This is a genomic window from Thermogemmatispora sp. (assembly GCF_042408735.1).
Lineage (GTDB): Bacteria > Chloroflexota > Ktedonobacteria > Ktedonobacterales > Ktedonobacteraceae > Thermogemmatispora.
In genome coordinates this window covers 44289-65288 of sequence record NZ_JBHOQV010000093.1, presented here as the reverse complement: position 1 = coordinate 65288, position 21000 = coordinate 44289, and the positions used below count along the sequence as shown (strand labels likewise).

19 protein-coding genes are annotated in these 21000 nt (G+C 64.7%); 17 read left to right on the top strand and 2 right to left on the bottom strand.

What is annotated here, in order from left to right; genetic code table 11:
• Positions 1–91: 91 nt before the first annotated feature.
• The 12 genes from ACFMO7_RS07520 to ACFMO7_RS07465 all read left to right on the top strand — a co-directional run bounded on the left by ACFMO7_RS07520 (position 92) and on the right by ACFMO7_RS07465 (position 13962).
• A complete protein-coding gene (locus tag ACFMO7_RS07520) occupies positions 92–1810 on the top strand; it encodes an ATP-binding cassette domain-containing protein (protein ID WP_376794906.1) in 1719 nt (572 codons plus the stop codon).
• Between the two features lie 165 nt (positions 1811–1975).
• On the top strand, positions 1976–3193 hold the full coding sequence (locus tag ACFMO7_RS07515) for an amino acid ABC transporter substrate-binding protein (RefSeq protein WP_376794905.1): 1218 nt from the start codon (positions 1976–1978) through the stop codon (positions 3191–3193).
• Between the two features lie 218 nt (positions 3194–3411).
• Positions 3412–4281, top strand: coding sequence for a branched-chain amino acid ABC transporter permease (locus ACFMO7_RS07510; protein ID WP_376794904.1), 870 nt, complete (start codon positions 3412–3414; stop codon positions 4279–4281).
• Positions 4278–5381: a branched-chain amino acid ABC transporter permease gene (locus tag ACFMO7_RS07505; RefSeq protein ID WP_376794903.1), complete on the top strand. Its 1104-nt coding sequence runs from the start codon at positions 4278–4280 to the stop codon at positions 5379–5381. Before ACFMO7_RS07510 ends, ACFMO7_RS07505 begins: the two co-directional genes overlap by 4 nt.
• 98 nt (positions 5382–5479) lie before the next feature.
• The gene (locus tag ACFMO7_RS07500; RefSeq protein WP_376794902.1) at positions 5480–6481 is read left to right on the top strand and encodes a fumarylacetoacetate hydrolase family protein; all 1002 of its coding nucleotides are present in this window, start codon (positions 5480–5482) and stop codon (positions 6479–6481) included.
• 493 nt (positions 6482–6974) lie between these two features.
• A complete protein-coding gene (gene yhfZ / locus ACFMO7_RS07495; RefSeq protein WP_376794901.1) occupies positions 6975–7898 on the top strand; it encodes a GntR family transcriptional regulator YhfZ in 924 nt (307 codons plus the stop codon).
• A 95-nt stretch (positions 7899–7993) separates the two neighbouring features.
• Positions 7994–8380, top strand: coding sequence for a hypothetical protein (locus ACFMO7_RS07490; protein WP_376794900.1), 387 nt, complete (start codon positions 7994–7996; stop codon positions 8378–8380).
• 207 nt (positions 8381–8587) lie between these two features.
• Entirely contained in the window at positions 8588–8959 is a 372-nt protein-coding gene (locus ACFMO7_RS07485) for a DUF2620 family protein (RefSeq protein ID WP_376794899.1), read from the top strand.
• A 219-nt stretch (positions 8960–9178) separates the two neighbouring features.
• The gene (locus ACFMO7_RS07480) at positions 9179–10549 is read left to right on the top strand and encodes a YhfT family protein (protein ID WP_376794898.1); all 1371 of its coding nucleotides are present in this window, start codon (positions 9179–9181) and stop codon (positions 10547–10549) included.
• Between the two features lie 161 nt (positions 10550–10710).
• Entirely contained in the window at positions 10711–11670 is a 960-nt protein-coding gene (locus ACFMO7_RS07475) for a phosphotriesterase (RefSeq protein ID WP_376794930.1), read from the top strand.
• Positions 11667–12788, top strand: a complete 1122-nt coding sequence (locus ACFMO7_RS07470; RefSeq protein WP_376794897.1) for an aminotransferase class V-fold PLP-dependent enzyme — start codon at positions 11667–11669, stop codon at positions 12786–12788. Before ACFMO7_RS07475 ends, ACFMO7_RS07470 begins: the two co-directional genes overlap by 4 nt.
• A gap of 4 nt (positions 12789–12792) precedes the next feature.
• Positions 12793–13962, top strand: a complete 1170-nt coding sequence (locus ACFMO7_RS07465) for an alanine racemase (RefSeq protein WP_376794896.1) — start codon at positions 12793–12795, stop codon at positions 13960–13962.
• Positions 13963–14224: 262 nt separating this feature from the next.
• On the opposite strand, the gene ACFMO7_RS07460 is transcribed toward ACFMO7_RS07465, so the two are convergent.
• Positions 14225–15478, bottom strand: a complete 1254-nt coding sequence (locus tag ACFMO7_RS07460) for a hypothetical protein (RefSeq protein WP_376794895.1) — start codon at positions 15476–15478, stop codon at positions 14225–14227.
• Between the two features lie 152 nt (positions 15479–15630).
• Here ACFMO7_RS07460 and ACFMO7_RS07455 point away from each other — a divergent pair, with 152 nt between their 5' ends.
• Positions 15631–16032, top strand: a complete 402-nt coding sequence (locus ACFMO7_RS07455) for a hypothetical protein (RefSeq protein WP_376794894.1) — start codon at positions 15631–15633, stop codon at positions 16030–16032.
• Between the two features lie 183 nt (positions 16033–16215).
• Here ACFMO7_RS07455 and ACFMO7_RS07450 read toward each other — a convergent pair whose 3' ends face one another.
• Positions 16216–16476 carry a hypothetical protein gene (locus ACFMO7_RS07450; RefSeq protein WP_376794893.1) on the bottom strand — a complete coding sequence of 87 codons (261 nt, stop codon included), beginning with the start codon at positions 16474–16476 and terminating at the stop codon, positions 16216–16218.
• Positions 16477–16889: 413 nt separating this feature from the next.
• Here ACFMO7_RS07450 and ACFMO7_RS07445 point away from each other — a divergent pair, with 413 nt between their 5' ends.
• Genes ACFMO7_RS07445 through ACFMO7_RS07430 form a run of 4 tightly spaced genes read left to right on the top strand, consistent with a single transcriptional unit; the run spans position 16890 to position 20831 of the window.
• Complete coding sequence (locus tag ACFMO7_RS07445) at positions 16890–18623, top strand: PEP-utilizing enzyme (RefSeq protein WP_376794892.1); 1734 nt, start codon at positions 16890–16892, stop codon at positions 18621–18623.
• Positions 18620–19261, top strand: a complete 642-nt coding sequence (locus ACFMO7_RS07440; RefSeq protein ID WP_376794891.1) for a GntR family transcriptional regulator — start codon at positions 18620–18622, stop codon at positions 19259–19261. Before ACFMO7_RS07445 ends, ACFMO7_RS07440 begins: the two co-directional genes overlap by 4 nt.
• Positions 19258–19989: a cyclase family protein gene (locus ACFMO7_RS07435; protein WP_376794890.1), complete on the top strand. Its 732-nt coding sequence runs from the start codon at positions 19258–19260 to the stop codon at positions 19987–19989. The genes ACFMO7_RS07440 and ACFMO7_RS07435 overlap by 4 nt, the downstream gene beginning before the upstream one ends.
• Positions 19986–20831: a PEP/pyruvate-binding domain-containing protein gene (locus ACFMO7_RS07430; protein WP_376794889.1), complete on the top strand. Its 846-nt coding sequence runs from the start codon at positions 19986–19988 to the stop codon at positions 20829–20831. Before ACFMO7_RS07435 ends, ACFMO7_RS07430 begins: the two co-directional genes overlap by 4 nt.
• Positions 20832–21000 lie beyond the last annotated feature (169 nt).

Genomic DNA, 21000 nt, shown 5'->3' with positions numbered 1-21000 from the left:
CCGGTCAGCGAGCCGGCGAGCAAGAACAGCAGAGCGAAGCCAGCGAGCGACAGCGACAGCACGCGAGGCAAGCCACAAGAGAGGGAGGGGCATGATGCAAGCAGCTTCCACTGTTGGCGAGGACCGGCAGCAGCCTGAAGCGGTCCCGTTGCTGGTGCTGCGTCATGTAACCAGGCGCTTCGGGGGCGTCACGGCCCTCAACGATATCAGTTTCGAAGTACGCAGCGGCGAGCTGCTCGGCGTCATTGGGCCTAATGGAGCGGGCAAAAGCACCCTCCTGAGCCTCATTTCTGGGGCCCAGCGCGTCAGCGAAGGGGAGATCCTCTTTGCCGGGCAGCGTCTGGACCGCCTGCCCGCCTACGCCATCGCGCGCCTCGGTATCGGGCGCGCCCATCAAATCCCGCGCCCTTTCGGACGTATGACCGTGCTGCAAAACGTCCTGATCCCCGTCCATGCCCGGCGGAACGAGACCCAGGGTCGGCGGCACCTCGCCGAGGACGCCGAAGAAATCTTGCGCCTCTGCGGCCTGCTTGACCGCAAAGATCGACAGGCTGGCTCTCTGGCCTTACTCGACCTCAAGCGCCTGGAGCTGGCCCGCGCCCTGGCCCTGCAGCCACGGCTGCTGCTGCTGGACGAGGTGGCCGCCGGCCTGGTAGGCCAGGAGGTCGACGAGATCACCCACCTCATCGCCTCCATCCATGCGCGCGGCGTGACCATCATCCTCGTTGAGCACGTCCAGGCGGTGGTGCGAGCCTTAGCCAACCGCGTCATTGTGCTGGACTGGGGGCGCAAGATCGCCGAAGGGAGTCCTGAAGAGATCGCTCGCCATCCCGAGGTGATCGCCGTCTACCTGGGCAGCGAACAGGCAGCGCAGCCGCCGGCGCCGGTATCGACCCAGGGCGCCGCCCGCGAGCGCGAGGCCGCCGGCTCCCTCACCGGAGGGGGCCAAAGCAGCAGCGGCAGCAGACAACCTCTCCCTTCTGCCCGAGCTACGTCGACGGCGGCGGTTCGGCCTTCCCCGCCGCCGCTGCTCGACGTGCAGCGCCTCAGCGTCGACTACGGCAAGCTGCGCGCCCTGCGCTCCCTGGACTTCAGCGTGGGGGAGGGGGAGATCGTGGCGGTTGTGGGAGCCAACGGAGCTGGCAAGACCACTCTGACCCAGGCCATCAGCGGTCTGGTGCCCGTGAGCGAAGGCCGCATCCTCTTTGCCGGCCAGGACATCACTCGCCAGCCCGCTCATCGGCGGGCCCGCCTGGGCATTGCCCTCTGTCATGAAGGGCGGCGGCTCTTCCGCGAGCAGACAGTGCGTGAGAATCTGGAGCTGAGCGCCGCCTACGCCGCCCATGGAGCCACTACCAGCTTCGCCCAGCGCCTGGAGCGAGTCTACGATCTCTTTCCAGTCCTGCGCGAGCGGGCCGAGAGCCACGCGGGACGCCTCTCGGGAGGGCAACAACAGATGGTCGCCATCGGACGGGCCTTGATGGCAGAGCCTCGCCTGCTGCTGCTAGACGAGCTATCGCTGGGGCTGGCGCCAGCGGTCGTCGACCAGCTCTTTGCTGCCCTGCCGCGTATCCTGGCCTGGGGGATCAGCGTCGTCCTCATCGAACAGCATGTCCAGCGTTCACTGGCAGTAGCCAACCGGGTCTACGTCCTGGAACGGGGGCGAGTCGTCTTCTGCGGTACGCCGGATCAGGTACGCGCCCACCCGGCGCTGCAGCAGGCCTACCTGGGTGTTGCGGCAACCTCCACCGCTGTTTCCCATGCGCCCGCAGCCAGCGAGCACGAGCAGCATCCCGTCTCGGGAACATAAGCCTGGGCGGGCGGCCAGCCAGCCCCCGCCAGGTCTGCCCTTTGAAGGGGAGGATTTTCGACAACAGCTACACAAACCAGCGCCCACGCGAGCATAGAAGGTCGCCAGCGTTCAGCGGCGAACGTCTCCGGTCGAGAAACAGACACTGCAGAGGAGGAGAAGTATATGAGCACAGTCTGTAAGGCAGCGCGGTCCTTATTTCTGATGGTCATGCTGGCTCTGAGCGTCGTAGCCTGTGGCGGTACGGGTGGTTCTTCCAGCAATCAGACGATTGTCATTGGGGCGACGTTGCCCTTAACGGGATCTCTGGCCGCCGTCGGCGTCCTGCTCAAGGCTGGCTATCAGGCCGCGGTAGACGACATCAACGCCGCCGGGGGACTGGAGGTCAACGGGCAAAAGTATCATGTCAACCTGGTGATTCTCGATAACACCTCCGACCCCAACACTGCCAGCAACCAGGCGACAACCCTCTATTTGCAGAACAACGCTGTGGCCCTTCTGGGACCCTTCACGCCGCCGCTGGTCATTCCGGTCTCGCAGGTGGCCGAGCGTGTCAAGCGACCCCTGATCTCCACCACCGCGCCCATCGAGGCCTGGCTCTCGGCCCGCCCATCCGGATGGCAATACGCCTGGGATGTCTTCTTCGATGAGAAGCAGCAGACGAGCATGAGCTTCCAGGTGGCCAACATGGTCAAGACCAACAAGCGCGTGGCCCTCTTCACGGATAACGAGGAAGACGGCGTCACGATGGGCAAGCTCTGGACTCAGGAGGCGCCGCAGTTCGGCTATACCATCGCCTATCATGCCATCTTCCCGGTCGGCACCACCAATTTCTCCAGCCAGATCGCTGCTGCCAAGGCCGCCAATGCCGAGGTGCTCATTACTCAGATGACGCCTCCCGATGCGATGGCTCTCTGGAAGCAGATGAAGGCTCTGGGCTACCATCCGATTATCGCCGAGAGCGAGAAGGGGTCGTCGACCACAACCTGGATGCAGGCCCTGGGGAGTGTCGGCGAGGGCGCCCTAATCGCGAACTTCTGGTCGCGCTCCTTTAACTACCCGGGCAGCCAGGAGCTGGCGGCCCGCGCGCAGAAGGCCGGCATCAAGGCCACCATCGAGCAGGCCGGCTACATCATGGGCTACTCGATCACCCAGGTCCTCTTCGATGCCATCAAGCGCGCTGGCTCGACCGATCCTGCGGCTATCAACCGTGCCATTGGCCAGACCGACAAGACCTATCCGGTTGGCCCGATCCGCTTCGGAAGCAACCACGCCGATCCCGTCCAGGCCATTATGCTCCAATGGCAGAATGGTGAGACGGTCCAGGTCTATCCGCCGGTCTCTGGCGTGAGCCTGGAGGCACCCGCCAGGGGCCTGGCCTGAGCAGGCCGAGGCGACCGGCAGACGCAGGCACCAGCGCGCGGCCAACGAGCCACAGCAGAAGCGCCCACAGTGCTCTGTTGCCTTACCATTGGTTGCACTAGTGCGAGCGGGACCGGACTGGCTCGACAGCGAGCCAGCTCGGCCCCGCCTCCCTGCCATCGCGGCGCTGCCTGTGCCGCTGTCTCTAGCGAGAGGGAAGAAGCAGAAGAGGGACCGCTATGTTTCTCTACCATCTGATCGATGGCTTTTTTCTGGGCGGCCTCTACGTGACCATCGCCCTGGGGCTGACGCTGGTCTTTGGCGTCATGAATACCGTCAATCTGGCACAGGGCGAGGTCTTGATTGGCTCAGCCTACCTCACCTATACCTTGTCTAGCCTCACCCATCTTGATCCATTGCTCTGCCTGCTACTGGTGGCCCCGCTCATGTTCGTCATTGGCTATCTGGTGCAGCGCCTTCTGCTCAATCCGCTTATTCCCCGTGGGCAGGAGACGCTGCTGGTGGCGACCTTCGGCCTGCTGCTGGTGGCGGAGACGCTCTTTGGGCTGATCTATGGAAACGACACCCTTTCCCTGAGCGCCTCCTATACTATGACCGGCCTCACGCTCTTTGGCGATACTGTGCGGACCATTTATGTGATTGCCCTGGTGGCTGCCCTGCTCTTGGTGGTCGGGACCCATCTCCTGCTGACCTATCTACCGCTTGGGAAGGCCATTCGGGCGGCAGCCGAGGACCCCGGGGCCGCGGCCTCGATCGGGATCAATGTGCCGCTGGTCTATGGGATCACCTTTGGCCTGGCGGCGGCCATCTCTGCCGTCGGGGGTGCCCTGATCGGCCTCTCTTTCGGCTTCGGTCCAACCACTGGCTCTAGCTGGTTGCTGCGCAGCTTCACGGTGATCGTTCTGGGTGGCATGGGATCGCTCTGGGGAGCTTTGCTCGGTGGACTGCTCATTGGTATCCTCGAGGAGGTGGCGGCCAGCATTGTTGGGCCGCAGTTCCGTGATCTGATCGTCTTCGCCTTTCTGGTGATTGTCTTGATCGTGCGACCCGAGGGCTTCTTCGGTCAACGCGTGGGGGTGGCAAAATGAGAATGCGCCCCGCTCCATCCGATCAGGGCCGGTCCTCTCGTCCCTGGTCCTGGCCCCAGTTGCCACTCCTGCGCCGCCTGGCTCCCTGGCTTGGTTGGGGCCTCCTGGGGCTGCTCCTGCTCCTGGCCGCGCTGGGGCCGCTCTATTTGAGTGCCTTTGATCTGGTGCTGGCCTTTACGCTCTTTAACTATATGACGATGGCCCAGTCCTGGAACCTGTTAGGGGGCTATGGCGGTCAGTTCTCGCTGGGCCACTCGCTCTTTGTGGGAGCCGGCTCCTACACCATCGCCGTGCTGCTGCTGCATACCGGCCTGCCGCTCCTGCTAGATCTGCTGCTGAGCGGCCTGCTGGCGGCGATCCTGGCAACCCTGGCGGCCCTCCTGCTGATGCGCCTGCGTGAGGCTTACTTCTCGATCGGCTCGCTGGGCCTGGCTATGGCCAGCCTGACCTGGATGCTCAACTGGTCCTTCACGGGCGCCACCAGCGGCCTGAACCTGCCTCCCTCAGCTACGCTCGACTACTCGACGCTCTACTACCTGGCGCTGGCCTTGTTGGTCGCCACGACTCTGACCATCGTCCTGCTGGTGCGCAGTCCCTTCGGCCTGCGCCTGATGGCCATCCGCGATGATCAGGAGGCGGCTGCCGAACTGGGAGTGAATAGCTTTCCGGTCAAGCTGGTGACCTTTGCGGTCAGCGCCTTCTTTGTCGGCCTGGCCGGTGGGCTGATTGCCCTCAACAAGCTGGAGATCGAGCCGGATTCGGCCTTCAGCATGAACTGGGTGATCACGATGATCATCATTACGATCATCGGAGGTATTGCCACCTCGACGGGACCACTGGTGGGGGCTGTGGTCTTCTTTACCTTGCAGCAGGTGCTGCAGAATTCGCAGGACCTCAGCAGCCTGCTGACCGGGCTGATGCTGATCCTGATCATTCGCCTGGCCCCCGAGGGACTCTGGCCCCTGGCGCTCAAGCTTGGTCGCCATCTGGGCGAGCTGCTGCTGAGCCGAATCAGCCGTTCAACAGGTTCCGCGCCCCCTCTGGCGCCCGAGGAGGCCGTCGCTGGCCGGCCCAGCCTGAGCGAGGGGCGACAGCCCTGACGGGATCGCGGGCCGCCAGGACAGGAAGGCAGGACCTGATCGCTCTGGGCAAGAGAGATAGCAATAGAGGAGAATAAGGCTAGAAAGGTGATAAAACTGTGAAATTCGCTCGTATCGCTATTACTGGCGTCGATGGAGAAGAGGCGCGTCTGGTCGTGGTCCAGCCGGAGAAACGGCGCGTCATCGATCTGGCCACGGCCTGGCGCCTGCGCCTCGAACGGCGGGGGGCAACGCGCGAGGCGGCCCGGCGGCTGGCCACGGCTCTCTTCCCAGCCAGCATGAGCGCGGCCATCGCCCTGGGGGAGCCATTTGTCGAGGCGGCTGCCGAGGCGAGCGCCGCCCCAGCGGAGGAGGCAGTGCGGCCCCTCGAGGGTCTGCGCTGGCTGCCACCGCTCGATCCCCCCTTGATCCGCGATTTTACGGCCTTTGAGCAGCATGTGCGCAATATGGCGGCTCGCCAGGGAGGGACCATTTTCCCGGAGTTCTACCAGCGGCCACCGTACTTTAAGATCAATCCCCTGGGCATGATCGCGCCCGAGGCCGAGGTTCCCTGGCCACACTATACTCGCCATCTGGACTACGAGCTGGAAATCGGACTGGTCATCGGCAAGCCTGGCCGCAACCTGCTCCCCGAGGAAGCCCTCTCCCATCTCTTTGGGGTGACGATCCTCAACGACTTCAGCGCGCGCGATGTTCAGGGACCTGAGATGAGCAGCGGCTTTGGTCCGGCGAAGGGCAAGGACTTTGCAACCGCCCTCGGTCCCTGGATTGCCACCTGCGATGAAGTTGCTCTCTACGATTTGAGCATGGTGGCGCGCGTCAACGGCGAAGAGTGGTCGCGCGGCTCAACGGCCAGCCTGACCTGGAAGATCGAGGAGCTGGTGGCGTACGCCGCTTGCGGCGAGACCCTCTGGCCCGGCGAGCTGCTTGGCTCCGGCACCGTTGGAACGGGAAGCGGAGCCGAACATGGGCGCTCGCTGCAGCCCGGCGATCTAGTCGAGCTAGAGGTCAGTGGCCTGGGCCTGCTGCGCAATCGCATCGGCCAGCCGGAGCCTCCCGGTTGGCTGCCGAAGCCGCGCCAGGCTTCCGCTGCGAGCTGAAAGGACTGGCCCTGCCTGAGACGATCTGACCCGGGCAGTCCTCCCCTGTTTCCAGCCCCGAGCAGACGGGGAGGCTGCGGAGCACGTTGCCCCTACCTCTGCCTGCGCTCGTGGACGGTCCGTCCCGGGCGTCCATCCGCGGCCTCCCCTTTTCCCCCGCCGGCAGCCCCTCCCCTCCCGTTGTCTGTGGCCTTCTGCCCCTCTCGATGGACCAGGGAGCAGACCGGCTGGCGCTCCCTGGGCGCCCAGGCCCATCTGCGCGGCTCACTCGGGTGCTCTCCAGAGGAGAGCGCAAGCTGAGCAACGCTTCTCTACCATGAGGAGAGCGATCTCACTCCCTTCCGTGACAGGGGGCGGCCTTCCCACTTTCCTCTCCCTGGACAAGGAAGGCGCCGCATTGACAAAGGGTGCACCATCGGTTATACTCTATCCAGTATTCTGGATATTGAGTTGAGTGAAGACGGTGAGGAGAGAGAAGGAGAGCGCCACCAATATGGCTCTGCCGGAGACCGAAGACTTCCTCTCCCAGACGGGCAAGGTGACCCTGGGGCTGGCGCGCCTGCTGCTGAGCTATCGCCAGGGTGAGCGGTTGCCGCGCATGGTAGACGTAGCGCGTCGGCTGCGTGCGGGCAATGGGACCGTGCAAGAAGCCTTCAGCTATCTGACGCGGGCGGGAGCCATCGTGGTTGCGGCCCATGGATCTCAAGGCTCGGTGCTGGAGCAGGTAGACTATCCGCTGCTCTGGCGCTATGCTGGCAACGAATGGGTGATTGGCTCCATGCCCTTGCCCTACACGCTGCGCTATGAGGGGCTAGCGACGGCCCTTTACGACCGACTGGAGGCCTCGGGTCTGCCCTTCAACATGACCTATCAGCGAGGCTCGCTCTCGCGGGCCGAGATGGTGCGCCAGGGGCACTATCACTACGCCGTGATGTCGCTGCTGGCTGCCGAGCATCTGGTAGGGCGTTATCCCGAGCTGGCCATTGTCACCAGCCTGCCGCCCGGCTCTTACGTCAGCGAGCATATTCTCATCAGTCGCCTGCCGCGCGAGCAGATCCGGCGCGTCGGCGTTGACCAGACCTCCCTCGATGAGATCCTGCTCACCGCCGAGGAGTTCCGTGAGCGCCAAGACTGGGAGAGCGTTCCAGCCAGGCGCCTGCAAGTTCTCGACTTACTGCGTGAGGGGCAGTTTGACGCCATTATCTGGAACCGCGAAGGTGTTGGCAGCCTGCCACCCGACCTGCGACTCTTGCCCCTGCAGGGAGAGGAGCGTCTGCGCGTCCTGGCCACGCAGGCCGCCATTGTGGCCCTCCGCGAAGCCCCCGTCTATCAGGTGCTCACCAGCATCTTCGCGCCCGAGGAGATCACCAGCGCCCAGCAGGAGGTTCTCAGTCAGCGGCGCCTGCCCCGCTATTAAGGCTGGTCCGCGCGGAGCAGGTCTAGGAGCCAGCCGCTGAGGAGGCGGCAGTTCTCTTGCAGCCAGATAGACAGGCAAGTAGGAAGGAGCAGGAGATGAAGCCCGATCTGGAGCAGCGCCTGACCGTTTTTGAAAGCGAGCGTCTGGCCGCCCCGCCGATCGTCACCTTTGTGCGCCAGGTGCTGGCCTGGCTAGAGCAGGCCGCCCAGTGTCCGGGAGACGAAGAGCACATGGGACCGCTGGCCAGCCATCTGCTCCTCGCTCTGGAGCGTGTGCGGCGCGGCGAGGACCTCGGCTCAGCCTGGAGTCCGCTGGTTCATGAGGAGGCCAGCAGCCTCAAGGCGCTGCCCCACCTGGAGGACTGGGCCCGCCAGATTCGCGAGCAGGCCCACCAGCAGCTTGGTCTCAGCCTGCCCGCCGAGGAAGAAGATTTTCTCCTGCTCCACCTTGGGGCTTTGGTGCTCCGTGGTGAGGAAGCCTAGCCTGGACGCCGGCCTCGGGCGCGCATCTCGCCAGATCAGCGGGCGGATCGCTGACCCGAGTAAAGGGCCGAGCAGCGAGGGAGGTGAGGACGGCCAGTCTTAACCAGCAACTGACTCAGCCGATCAACAACATGACCGGACGACAGTAAAGCCTGGCACGGGCCTGCCTGTCAGGCGGCCATCAGAGAGGCAGGAGGTGCGCGAACGATGGCAACCATCTATATTGGCGGCGTTGGCAAGGCCGATCTCAAGCGCCTGCTCGAACAGCGCCGCGACCCCACTCTCACCGTTGTCGTTAGCAACGATCTGGAGGCTGGTCAGCTTCTCAAGCGCCGCAGCGACGCCTACTATATCGGCACCTGCCACACCGGGGCGGGTGGCTCTCTGGGCGCCCTGATGGCCTTTCTTGGGCGGCAGCGCTGTCACACCTTTGGGCGGCAAGCGCGTGTCAGCGTCGAAGATGTGCAGAAGCTGCTCGCGGCAGGGATTCGCGCCTTTGGCGTCTCCGTCGACCAGATCAACGCCATAGTCCCCGTGCTGGTCGAGGCTATTCAGACTTACCAGCCACCGCGCACATAACTTGTCGGTGCCTGGCCCCGGTCAGCCGACCAGCTATCAAGCGAACATAGCCAGCCACGCGCTAGGGTGGTAGTTGGCTCCCCGAAAGCGCAGCACAGGATACTAGACGACGCCCTGTCCTGCCGTGCTGGCGCCCGGCAGCGTCCGCCTGGTTTTAGGGTCGGGCGGAAGGCGCGGTTCAATCCGGGCAGGGGGACGTCGTGAAAGGAAAGGTCCGCTATGAGTCTGCATCTGACGCCCCTGGTCATTGTCTTCACCATTCTGGCAACGGCCTTTGCCGCGCTCCTCTCGCAGATGGCCCTGGCCGTCTTCAACGACGGTGTGCGGCCCTTCCTGCTCGACTTCTATCGTGGAGAGCTGGCGCGTCCCCAGATGACGGCCATCGCCTTCGGCCTCTCGGCGGGCTTCATCTTTGGTCTTGGCGTGCCTGTCGCCTTCTCCTCTGGGGTTCTCAATCCCTGGGTCCTTTTTTTGCCGTCGGACATCCTCGGCATTCTCTCGCCGCGCAAGTGGATTGCTCCCATCCTCGGGGCGGCCTGGGGAGCCGTCGTCGTCTTCGGTCTGAGCGCTGCGACCACGGCGGCTAATAGCCTGCCGGTCAACTTCCTGACAGCCATGCAGCAGATGTCGACGCCCATCCTCTATCTCTTCTCCTTCTTCCCGGCGGTGGCGGTGACGATGCAGTTCGGGCGTCTGCGTGGGATCATTACCTTCGTTGTGAGCGTCTTTGTTATGCTGGTGACCATGAAGTGGCTGCCCTCGGTGTTCCCGGGGGCGACGACGATGGCCATCGGCGTCATTCTGCTGGTGGCCTTCGCCGTGGCTGAGGAGGTAAGGCGCGCGCGCGCCGCGCGGCTGCAGGCTCAGCCGGCGCCGGCCTCCCCGGAGGCGGCTGAGGAGGACGATCCCCCGGCCTCAGCCAGCACGCTGGCGAGCACCGCCGATGATGAGACCTCGTCGATCTTTGCGGCCAATGCCGCTCGCCTGCGTCGCCATGCTCCCTATTTTATGATCATGGGTCTCCTGCTCGGGGTCCTCGTGAATACACATATGTTTGCCGGCGGCGAGGCGACCAGCTACATCATTGCCAAGGGCCAGTTTGCCAATGCAGCCCAGATCGACTTTTATCGCGCCCTCGGCTTCATCCCTCTGATTGTGACGACGGCGGTGGCCTCTGGGGCTTTCCAGATCGTGGGCTTCACCTTGATCTATCCGGTGGCCTACCTGTTGCCGAACCCGATCCTGGCGGCCATTGCGGGGGCTTTGCTCTTTGGCATCGAGGTCTTTATCCTGAGCTATATCGCCAGGGGCATTGCGGCCCTACACACCATTCGCGATGCCTCCGATAACATTCGCAACGCCATTAACCTGACACTGGAGGTGGCTATTCTCTTCGGCTCGCTGGCGGCGGGCAACGCTATGGCCGCCGGCCTGGGAATTGCCATCGTGGGCGGCCTCTACGCCCTCAATGAGGTTCTGGGGCGCCCAGTGGTGCGCATGGCGGCTGGGCCGGTGGGAGTCATCATTGCTGGTATTGCTCTGAATCTGCTGGCCTATGCCCATCTCTTTACGCCGATCCCGATCAAGTAGGTGGCCTGTCTGCCTGAGGAGGGAGGAAGGTGGGTGGAGCCTGCCATGACTGAGCCTGGCTCGCCCGTGGCTGGCTGCCGCCGCCTTCCTCGCGCAGGGCTGAGGGTCTGGGCTTTGAACTTGATCATTCTGGCTGGACTGGAAAGGAGCTGTACTTGTCTGTGGCCAGTGCCCCTGAAAAGCCGCCTGGGCGGCTGCTGGTGCCGACGGCTGCCGGGCTGCAGCCGCTGGCTGATGGTCTCATTTATGCCCATGAGCACCTCTGGCTGGATCTGACAACGCCCGAGGACCCGGAGGGCAAGCTGGACCGCCTGGATCTGATTGCCGAGGAGCTGGTCGAGCTGAGAAGCCTTGGCGTGGCGGCGCTGATCGAGCAGACCTGCCGCGGGATGGGGCGTGACGTGGGACGCCTGCGTCAGTTGCAGCTTGCCAGCGGCGTGCAGATCATTCCAAGCACCGGTTTTTATCATCAACGCTTCCATCCGCCGGAGCTGGCCTCTCTCAGCCTGGATGAGGTTGTGGCCCTGCTCGAGGAAGAGCTGGCGACCGGCCTCGATGGCAGCGAGGTGCGTCCGCTGGTCTTGGGCGAGATTGGCGGCTCCGGAAGCGTGCTCCACCCCGATGAGGAGAAGGTCCTGCGGGCCGTGGCCCGGGTCGCCAGGCGCCAGGAGGTAGTGGTGGCGACTCACGCCCATTTGGGCCAGGGGGGGCTGAGGCAGCTTCAACTGCTCTGCGGCGAAGAAGGGCTGGAGCCGGAGCGGGTGCTGATCGGGCATCTCGATTTGGCGCCGACTCTGGAGGAGGTGCTGGCGGTGGCGCGTCAGGGGGCCTACCTCGGTTTCGATACCATCGGCAAGCGGCGCTATGCTCCCGATGAGCGGCGCATCGCCTGGATCCTGGCCCTCTGCGAGGCCGGTCTGGGGGAGAGGCTCTTGCTCTCCTGCGATATCTCGCGCAACAGCTACCTGCGTCGTCTCGGCGGGCAAGGCTACGCCTATCTGGTGCGCGAGTTTCTGCCGCGTCTGGAGGCGGCGGGCCTGCCGGTGGCCACCATCCAGAGGCTGGTCTCTGACAATCCGCGGCGCTTCCTGGCAGCAGCGCGGGGAGGGAGGTGGGTATGAGCGTGGTGCACCCGGGGGCCCGCCTGCCGCCTTTGACGCTAGAAGAAGCTCGCCGCCTGCAGTTTCGCCTGATCGAGGTGCTGCGTCAGCATTTCCCGGGCCAGGACTGGCTGACGCGCGGCGAGCTGGGTGTCGGGACCGATGGAGCGGGCAGCCGTTTCACGCGCCGTGTCGAGCAAACGCTGGCGGCCTTCTTCGGCTGCGAAGAGGCCGTGCTGGTCACCGGAGCTGGCACGGGAGCTATTCGGGCTGCCCTTGTTGCCCTCTTGTCGCCTCTCAGTCGTGTTCTGGTGCATGCGGCGCCCCTCTATGCCACCACGGCGGTCACCTTCCGGGCTGCTGGCTACGTGGCGGTGCCCGTCGATCTGCACGACAGCGCGCGCTTGCGCCAGGTGCTGACGGGCGACAAAGAGCTGCGGGCTATCTACCTGCAGCATACGCGCCAGTCTCCACATGATCACTATGATCTGGCAGCAGTCATTGCCGAGGCGCGGGCCATCAGGCCCGAGCTGCCGATCGTCGTAGACGATAACTACGCTGTGGCCAATACACCGCGCATCGGCGTTGAGCTGGGGGCCGATGTCAGTGCCTTCTCGGCCTACAAGCTGCTCGGTCCCGAGGGGGTTGGCGTGGTGCTCTGTTCCCGTCAGCTCGCGCGCGCGATCCGGGCCGACATGTACTCGGGAGGGAGTCGCGTGCAAGGCTTTCAGGCGCAGGAAGTGCTGCTGGGCCTGGCTCTGGCCTTTGTCGCCAACGCTCTCACTCAGAGCTGCGCCGAGGAGGTGGTCGCCCGGCTGCGGGCAGCCCCGCCGCCGGCCTGTGCGCGCGCAGTGGACGAAGCGCATGTGGCCAACCTGCAGTCGCCGGTCATCCTCCTGCGCCTGCGCCAGCCGCGGGCCGCTCAGGTGATTGCGCGCGCGGCTGAACGTGGCGCTGCCCCCTTTCCGGTCGGAGCGATGGCTCGCTACGAGCTGGCGCCTCTCTTTTACCGGGTCTCGGGTACGATGGCGGCCAGCCTGGGAGAGGAGGAGGCGTGGCACTGGCTACGCATCAATCCCATGCGGGCCGGCCCCGAGACCGTGCTGGCCATCCTGGAAGAGGCTCTGAGCGAGGTATGACCGTATGTTTCTCGACGCTGTGCGCAAGCGCAATCCCGGGCTGCTGCGCTTCGCGGCCCAACTGCACCGCAGCGGGGCGATTCCCCCCAATACCTTTGTCTTTGACCGCGGCGCGGTGCGGCGCAATGCGGAGCGCCTGGCGGCGCGAGCGGCGGCGCTTGGGCTGAAGCTCTACTACATGGCCAAGCAGATTGCCTACGATGTCCAGCTCGTGACGGCCATCCGCTCCTCCATTGCCGGGGCGGTGGCTGTCGACTGGATGGGGGCCGAGGCTCTGCTGGCTCAGGGGGCCGCGGTGCAGCATGTGGGCCATCTGGTGCCGGTGCCCGTGCGTCTCGTGCCAACTCTCATGGCGCGGGCCTGTCCCGAGGTCTGGACGCTGTTGGACCTGGAGGCGGCGGCGGTGGTCGGGCGAGCCGCTCAGGCTCAGGGACGGGTGCAGCCGGTGCTCTTGCGCATCAACGGCGGCGATTGCTTCCCGGGTCAGGAGGGCGGTTTCGCGCCAGAGGAGGTCCTGGCGGCGGCGACGGCCATTGCGCACCTGCCCGGCCTGCGCGTGAGCGGGGTCACTAGCTATCCCTGTTTCACCTGGGACGAAGAGGCGGCCTCCTATCGTCCCACAGCCAACCTGGAGGCCCTGGTCGCCTCTGCCGAGCGGCTGCGGGCCGCCGGCTTCGCCATTGAGCAGGTCAATGCACCCGGCAATACCTCGCTGAGCGTGCTGCCGTTGCTGGCGCGCTATGGGGCGACCCACGGCGAGCCGGGCCATGCCTTGACTGGCACGACGCCCGAGCAGAGCCTGGGCGGCAGCGAGGAGGAGCCAGCGGTCGTCTACGTCAGCGAGGTCTCAGCCCAGCTTCCTTCGGGTCAGGCTCTGGCCTATGGCGGCGGCCTCTACGCTCGCGCCCACGCGCGCCAGGCCCTGGTAGGCACCACTCCCGAGGAGCTGGAGGAGAGCGCGCCGGTGGCTGTGCGCTTCCCACCGCCGCAGTTCATCGATTATCAGTGCTTGTTAGAGCCGCCCCCTGGGCGCCGCTTGCCGACGGGGGCGACGGTCATCATGGCCTTCCGCTTTCAGCTCTTCGTCCTGCGCAGCTATCGGGCCATTGTCGAGCAGAATGGGCAGGGCGAGTGGCAGCTACTGACGCTGGCCCCGCCGCTGCCCTCGCTCTAGCCCGGCCCTCGCACGAAGATGCGGGCGCCCTGCACCTCCGTCCGCGACACTGCGGCGAGAGGAAAGGTCAGGGCGCCCGGTGCGCAGAGAGCACCGCATGCAGCACCAAAACCGGGGGTGCCGGCGGAAGGAGAGGGTCTCGCTCGTCGGGTACTTCGTAGGCTGCTTGCCCTGGGCTGCCGGGCTGCCACTCCTCCTCTCACCTGGCCCTGGTGCTGCTTGCAGTGGACGGGCCGGCCGGCCGGCGAGTCTCCTCTGTCTGTTAGAATAGCCCCAGTTCGACCCCCAGATGCAGAATGTGGGGATTGTTGCCATCCCGCTGTTGTAAGCGTTCATAGACCTGCTGCACCTGCTCCCGTCCCTGGCGCGACTGCATGAACTGAGCCAGCCGGAGAGCCTCCTTGGCGCTGTGGGCGCTGGCCTCAAGCTCGTCGGCGGCCAGGTGCAACTGGGCCTCGGTGAGCGAGAAATAGAGCTGCCAGAGGACCAGGTCCGGGGTCAGGGCCTGCCAGGCCAGGGCCAGCTCCTCGCGGGCTTGCTGGAGCAGGGTGCGATCGCCCTGCTGTTGTCCAAAGACCAGTAGGGTTTTGGCGCGCTCGTGATGGACGCCGGCCAGGTTCAGTTTCAGGAAAGAACCGTCGTCCTCGGGGGGACGGCGATAGGCCAGGGCGGCGGCCTGCTCTTGCCAGCGCCGACACTGGCTGCGCAGCGGCTCATCCTCGACGGCGAAAGGGGCGTGAGCGACAGCGCTCACCAGATAGATGTTGCCCCGCAGGACCGGCGAGACGCGCTCAACGTACTGCAGCGCGCCCTCAGCGGCCCGCCTGGCCTCTGTGAGGTTGCCGTACTCAAGCTGCGCTTCGGTCAGGCTCATCCAGGTGGCACCGGCTAGCTGCGGGTCCTCCAGCTCTTCGGCCAGGCGCAGGGCCGTGGCGTAGTAGGAGAGGACGCGCTGACGGGCGCTGGGATCGCTGGCTCCCTGGTCGCGCTCGATTTCCGCGGCCAGGCGATAGTAACGGCAAAGCAGGGCCTGCCAGGCTTCGCGGTCGTGAGATGGGGCTTGCTGCGTGGCCAGCTCCAGACGCTGCAGACAGCGATTCAGGCGATAGAGGTAGCCGGCGAGAGTGCCTTGACGGCGGGCTTGCCAGGCCAGGGCCAGGATATCTTCATAGTGATAGTAAGCGTCTTCGGCGGCCAGCTCGCTCAGGGATTGCTGGACGGTGGGCGTCCCGTGGATATCCTGGTAGCCGAGCAGGCGCCAGTCAAGGCCAAGCAGGGCCGGAGGAATGCGCAGGAGCTTCGCCAGGAAGATCCGGCGCGCGGTGTCGTTGAGCATGGCGATCGCCTCCCATTCGCGCACCGTGCGCCACTCGACGCCGGCGGCGATGGCTAAGTCTTGCTGCGTCCAGCCACGTCGCTTGCGGTAGCAGGCGATGACCGCGCCGTGGTGTGGCTGGTTGAAGTCGCCCGGCGGGAAGTCGCCATAGCGAGACCACCAGTACGAGCCAGCGATCATCTGTCTGAGCCTCCTCCCTTCACTGTAAGCAGTATAACCTCTATCTTTTCAATTGAAAAGACGGTAGTTATGGTGCTTCTTTCTCCAGTGACATACTCTGGGTATTGTTAGTATGCCATGGCTGACTTATAATTGTCGAGAGAGATTGATTTATGATCTCTCACCAAATTATGAATTATTGTTTAATCACCGACCCGCTGACCGGCGTGGCGGGCCTGGGGAAACGAGAGGGACAGATGGTGAGTGACTATCAAACTGGCGTGTCCCGGGAAGAGCCATATTCGCAGCCTGAGCCTGTGGCCTCGCTTCTGCGGCGCCTGGCTGAGGAGTACGAGGCGGCGCGCCGCGGGCTGGCCCATGCCGCCTGCGACTACAGTCGCCGGGCCTTGCTGGAGGCCCATCTGAGTGCTGTGACAGCCTGCCAGGCCGAGCTGGGCCTGTTGCTGGGCGAAGCGCAGGCTCTGGAGCTGATCAGGGCCTGCCTGGAGCAGGTCGATCGGCGCCTGGCCGCTGAGGAGGAAGGGCCATCCCCAGGTGGGAGCCAGGACAGGTAGCGGGAAGGCTGGCCGTGGATCCTGCCAGGGCCTGCTGAGAGATCAGTGGGTCTGTCGGCCTGGCAGCATCCTGGTTGGCTGACGGGCACCTGGGCTGGTCGAGAACCCTGAGAGGTAGCCAATACAGGCCGGTCTTAGCCAGGGAGGGAGGGGGGAGCTGATGGTGGTGGGCCTGTTGCCCCTTTAGGAAACGTCAACAACCCGCGGCTCAAGCCAGGGGCTTGCCCGCAGCCGGCAGCCTGGCCGGCCCAGGCTTGTTGCGGGCGGGTTGACCGCAGCCCACTGGCCCGTACCGCCGGACAGGCGAGCAGCCCGGGCCGGGTGGACCCGCTCGCTTCCCCCCGTGCGAGGTGAGGGGAAGCCGTTGCTGCCCGCGTCAGCGCCGTTGGCCTCGTGAGGGGCACGATAACGATACCACCAGAGAGACGGCAGCGTCAGCCCCATTGCGGAGCGCCAGCAGGCGGCAGGTCTTTATGCTTCTCCAACCCAGGCGAACAGCTCCGCTTCTGATTGCCTGATCCACAGCCCAGGAAGCACGCCACGCGGCGTGCTGCTCACCAGTGTCCCCCGGCAGCCTGCTTTCTTCGGGATGTTTCTGGCCCAGCTTGACTTTCGTTTATCGATAATTTATTCTTGATAGAGAGCAGTGGCATGGACGGACATGCCGGCCTGGAACTGCTCACCTTGCCTATTTGCCCTGTCGTGTGCGCGCGCCACACGACGTCGGCCAGCGTTCGGCGCAAGGAACGCTCAGGCCCGATCTGCTCCTGACCGCTCCGATGCGCTTTCCGGGCGGAGAGCGAGAGCGAGCGAGTGGGAGGAAGGATCGGGCTGGTTTCAGAGAGGAAGGCATCGTTATGAGCAACAACGACGAAGTCCTCGGCACATTCTACGGCGACGAGAGCTTTCCCATCACCTGGGAAGAGGGCGAGCAGGAACTGTTCTGGATCTACGACGACCTGCATATTCCTAATCCCGTCTCGCCCATGTTCTTCGACATCGGCGGCTGGTGGCTCACCTGCGATCACATGTTCCGGCGCTTCGGCACCCCCTTCGCCTGCGACTGGATCGCCAAAAACATCAATGGCTACGTCTACACCGCCGCTGTGCCCGCCGACTCCTCCCTGCGGGCCGAAGCCACCGAATACCAATCGCGCTACGTCCCGCGGGTACCGCGCGACCCCGACTATCCCCAGAAAATCGGCGCCTACATGAACGCCGTGCTCCCCCACTATGCCCAGAACTTCCTCGACTGGTGGCGGACCCGGCTGCGGCCCGAAATGGAGCGCAACTTCGCCTACCTCGACAACTACGACACCGAGCACGCCAGCCTTGTCGAACTGGCAGTTCTCCTGGAAGACGCCATTGACATCCATGACCGTCACTGGAAGATTCACTGGATGCTCAACTTCGCGCAATTCTCCTCGACTCTCAACCTGAACGCTCTCATTCAGGAGATCAAGGGCGAAGTCGATCCTAACCTGATGGGGAGGCTACAAAGCTCGCTGGCCGACCGTAACTGGGACTCTATCGAGGCCCTCTGGCGTATTAAAGAGGAGATCAAGGCCGACGACGATCTGCGCCAGCTCTTCAAGCGAGGCGAGACGGCTGCTGACATCTGGCGCGCCCTGCAGCAATCCTCGCGCGGCCAGCAGCTCATTCGCGAGCGCATCGAGCCGTACCAGCAAGAATTTGGCTACAAATCGATCTGGTCGCACGAATTCGCCTTCCCCACCTGGAAGGAGCAGGCTACCCCGATCCTCGAGATCCTGCGCGGCTACCTGGAAACGGACTATGACTACCCGCGCACCATCCAGGGTGTGCGCGAAGACCTTGACCGTGCCATTCACGAGCTTATGGACGACGTCCCACCTGGGGAAGGACGCCAGCGCCTGCAGCAGGCTCTTGACCTCTCGCTACGCATGAACCCGCTCACGCCCGACCATCACTTCTATATCGACCAGGGGACCAACGCCCGCCTGCGTCTGGTGCTCATCGCTATCGGCAAGAAGCTTGTCCAGGCCCGATTGCTCGACGATCCCGAAGACGTCATGTATTTACGCTACAACGAGCTGCGCCTGCTCATGACCAATCCCGGAGCTGTACCGGCGCGCGAGCTGGTCTCGCAGCGGCGCGACGAGCGCGAGCGAGCCTACAGCATTCGCCCGCGCGAATGGGTCGGCACGGCGACCAGGACGGCCCTGGCTTTCCCCTACAACGCTCTCTGGGGTTTCCCCGAGAAATTCTACAAGCAGCCGGCGCAGAAGAGCGACGAGATTCGCGGTCTGGCGGCCTCGCCGGGCGTGGTCGAGGGGCCGGCGCGCATCGTGACCTCGCTGGAGCAATTTGACCAGGTGCGCGAAGGGGAGATCCTGGTTTGCCGCATGACCAACCCTGCCTGGGTTGTCCTCTTCACGCGCATCGTTGGTCTTGTGACCGATGCTGGCGGGGTCACCTCGCACCCGGCGGTCGTCTCGCGCGAGTTTGGCATTCCTGCCGTCGTAGGGACCTCCGACGCCACCCAGCGCATCAAGACCGGCGACCGCATCCGTGTCAACGGAGCTACCGGCGTGGTGGAGGTTCTTTCTTGACCCTGACGCGCAAGAGCCTGCGCCAGCAGATCAAAGAGATTCTGCTGACGCGCATCCTGCAAGGGGATTACCGTCCAGGCGACCGGCTCATCGAGCTTCAGATCGCCCAGGAGTTCGGCACCAGCCAGGCCCCGGTGCGCGAATCGCTGCGCGAGCTGGAGGCTCTGGGCTTCGTCGAATCGGTGCCCTATCGTGGGGCGCGTGTTCGCGCAGTGACCCAGCAAGAGCTGGCCGAGGTCTATCCCGTACGCGCCGCCATCGAGGAGGTGGCGGCGCGGGCGGCGGCGACTCGCCTGGCCGGCGATGTCGGGGCCTTAGAAGAAGAGATCGCCGCCATGCAGCGCGCCGCCGACGAGGGCGACCGCTACAGCCAGGTCTGTCACGATGTCGCCTTTCATCGCCTCATTGTGGAAGCCAGTGGAAACCGCGTCCTGCAGGAAGTCTGGCGCTCGCTGCGCATCGAGGCCCGCACGCTCATCAGTGTCGTCAAGACCGAGATCGAACTGCACCAGTTGGCCGAGATGCACCGTCCCATTCTGGAAGCGCTGCGTGCCGGTGACGGTGAGCTGGCCGGTCGTCTGCTGCGCCAGCACGTAGAATTCTTCGGGGAACTGGTTTTGAAAGGAGAACATGCATGACTCGCCTTGTCGATCTCTCGATGCCGGTGCACAAGGGCATGATGACCTTTCCGCGGGTCGTGCCGCCGGCCCTTCTGATGTACGAGACCTGGCAGGAATTCGCCGAGGGCATTGGCGCTGCCCAGTACGGGGCCACCTGGCTGACGGCCTCCTATCTTGTCATCCAGGGCGACCATATCGGCACCCACTGCGACGCTCTCAAGCACGTCCGCGGCCCCGACGCTCCTGGTCCCGAGGGTATTCCCCTGGAATACTGCTACTCGGACGGCGTTGTGCTCGACTTCCGCGACAAGCCTTATGGCTACGGCATCACGCGCGCCGACATCGAGGAGGCCCTGGCCAGGATCCACTACACCCTCAAGCCGCGCGACATCGTGCTCATCCAGACCGGTGCCTCGGCCTACAACAACGAGCCACGCTATCTCACCGATCACTGCGGTATGACCGCTGAGGCCACCCGCTACCTGATCTCTCAGGGCGTGCGCATGATGGGAACTGATGCCCCGACCTTTGACCCGCCTGTCTGGGCCATGTTCGAGCGCAAGCAATTCTGGGAAGCCCATCTGGTCATGAAGGAAGAGGACTACTGGCACTTGGAGAATCTGGTCAACCTCGATCAGCTCCCGCCCTGCAATTTCAAGGTGGCCGTCTTCCCCATCAAATGGGTGGGCACGACCGGGGCCCCTGTGCGCGCCGTCGGTATCATCGAGGATGAGGGTGAGGCATGAGCCAGGGACGTGCGACCCAACAACAGGCCATTCTCTGGTTTGATGAGGCTGCCTGCTCTGATGTTCACCAGGCCGGGGGCAAGGGAGCCAGCCTGGCCGCCATGACCGCCCGCGGTCTGCCGGTGCCGCCGGGCTTTGTTATCCCGGCCTTCGTCCTTGAGCAGGCGGTCGACCGCGAGCGACTGCTGGCCCTGGTGCTGGAGCAGCGCCACGCCGAAGCTCAGGCGCTGGTGCGCCAGGCCGAGCCACCGCGGGAGGCCATCGTGGCCGCCTATGAGCGCCTGGCTCCGGACCATGGCAGGGTGGCCGTGCGCTCCTCGGCCTGCGCCGAGGACTCCGAGGCCGCCAGCTATGCCGGCCAGCAAGAAACCTATCTCAACGTCAGCGGCCCCGATGAGGTCTGTCGCCGCGTTGTCGACTGCTGGGCCTCCTTCTTTAGCGAGCGCGCCCTGTTCTACCGCGCTCGCAAAGGCTCGCTGCATGACCTGAGGATGGCTGTTGTCGTGCAAAAGATGCTACAGCCTGAGAAGGCCGGCGTGCTCTTTACCGTCGACCCCGTCAACCGGCGGCGCGACCGCCTGATTATCGAGGCCGTCTTTGGACTGGGCGAACAGATCGTCTCAGGCGAGGTTACCCCCGATCACTACGTGGTCGATCGTGCTGGCAACGTCAAACGCGAGCAGATCGTTGCCCAGCGCGTCCTGACGGAGGAAGAGATTCGCCGCCTGACCGGGCTGGGCCTGCAGCTGATGGAAATGTTCGGCCAACCGCAAGATATTGAGTGGGCCATCGAAGGCGGGCAGCTCTACCTGCTGCAATCGCGTCCGATAACCACCCTCTGAGCGAGCGATAGCTGTGCGGCTCCTTCCTCTTTTTTCCCTGCCTGCCCGGCCCTCTTCACCGGCTGGGCCGACGCGAGCCGGTCTGGCTCCTGGTTGGGAGACAGGTCGCCAGGCCGAGCGGAGTGGGAAGAAGGCCCGACCAGCGGACGGGGCCGGGCACGGGAAAGAG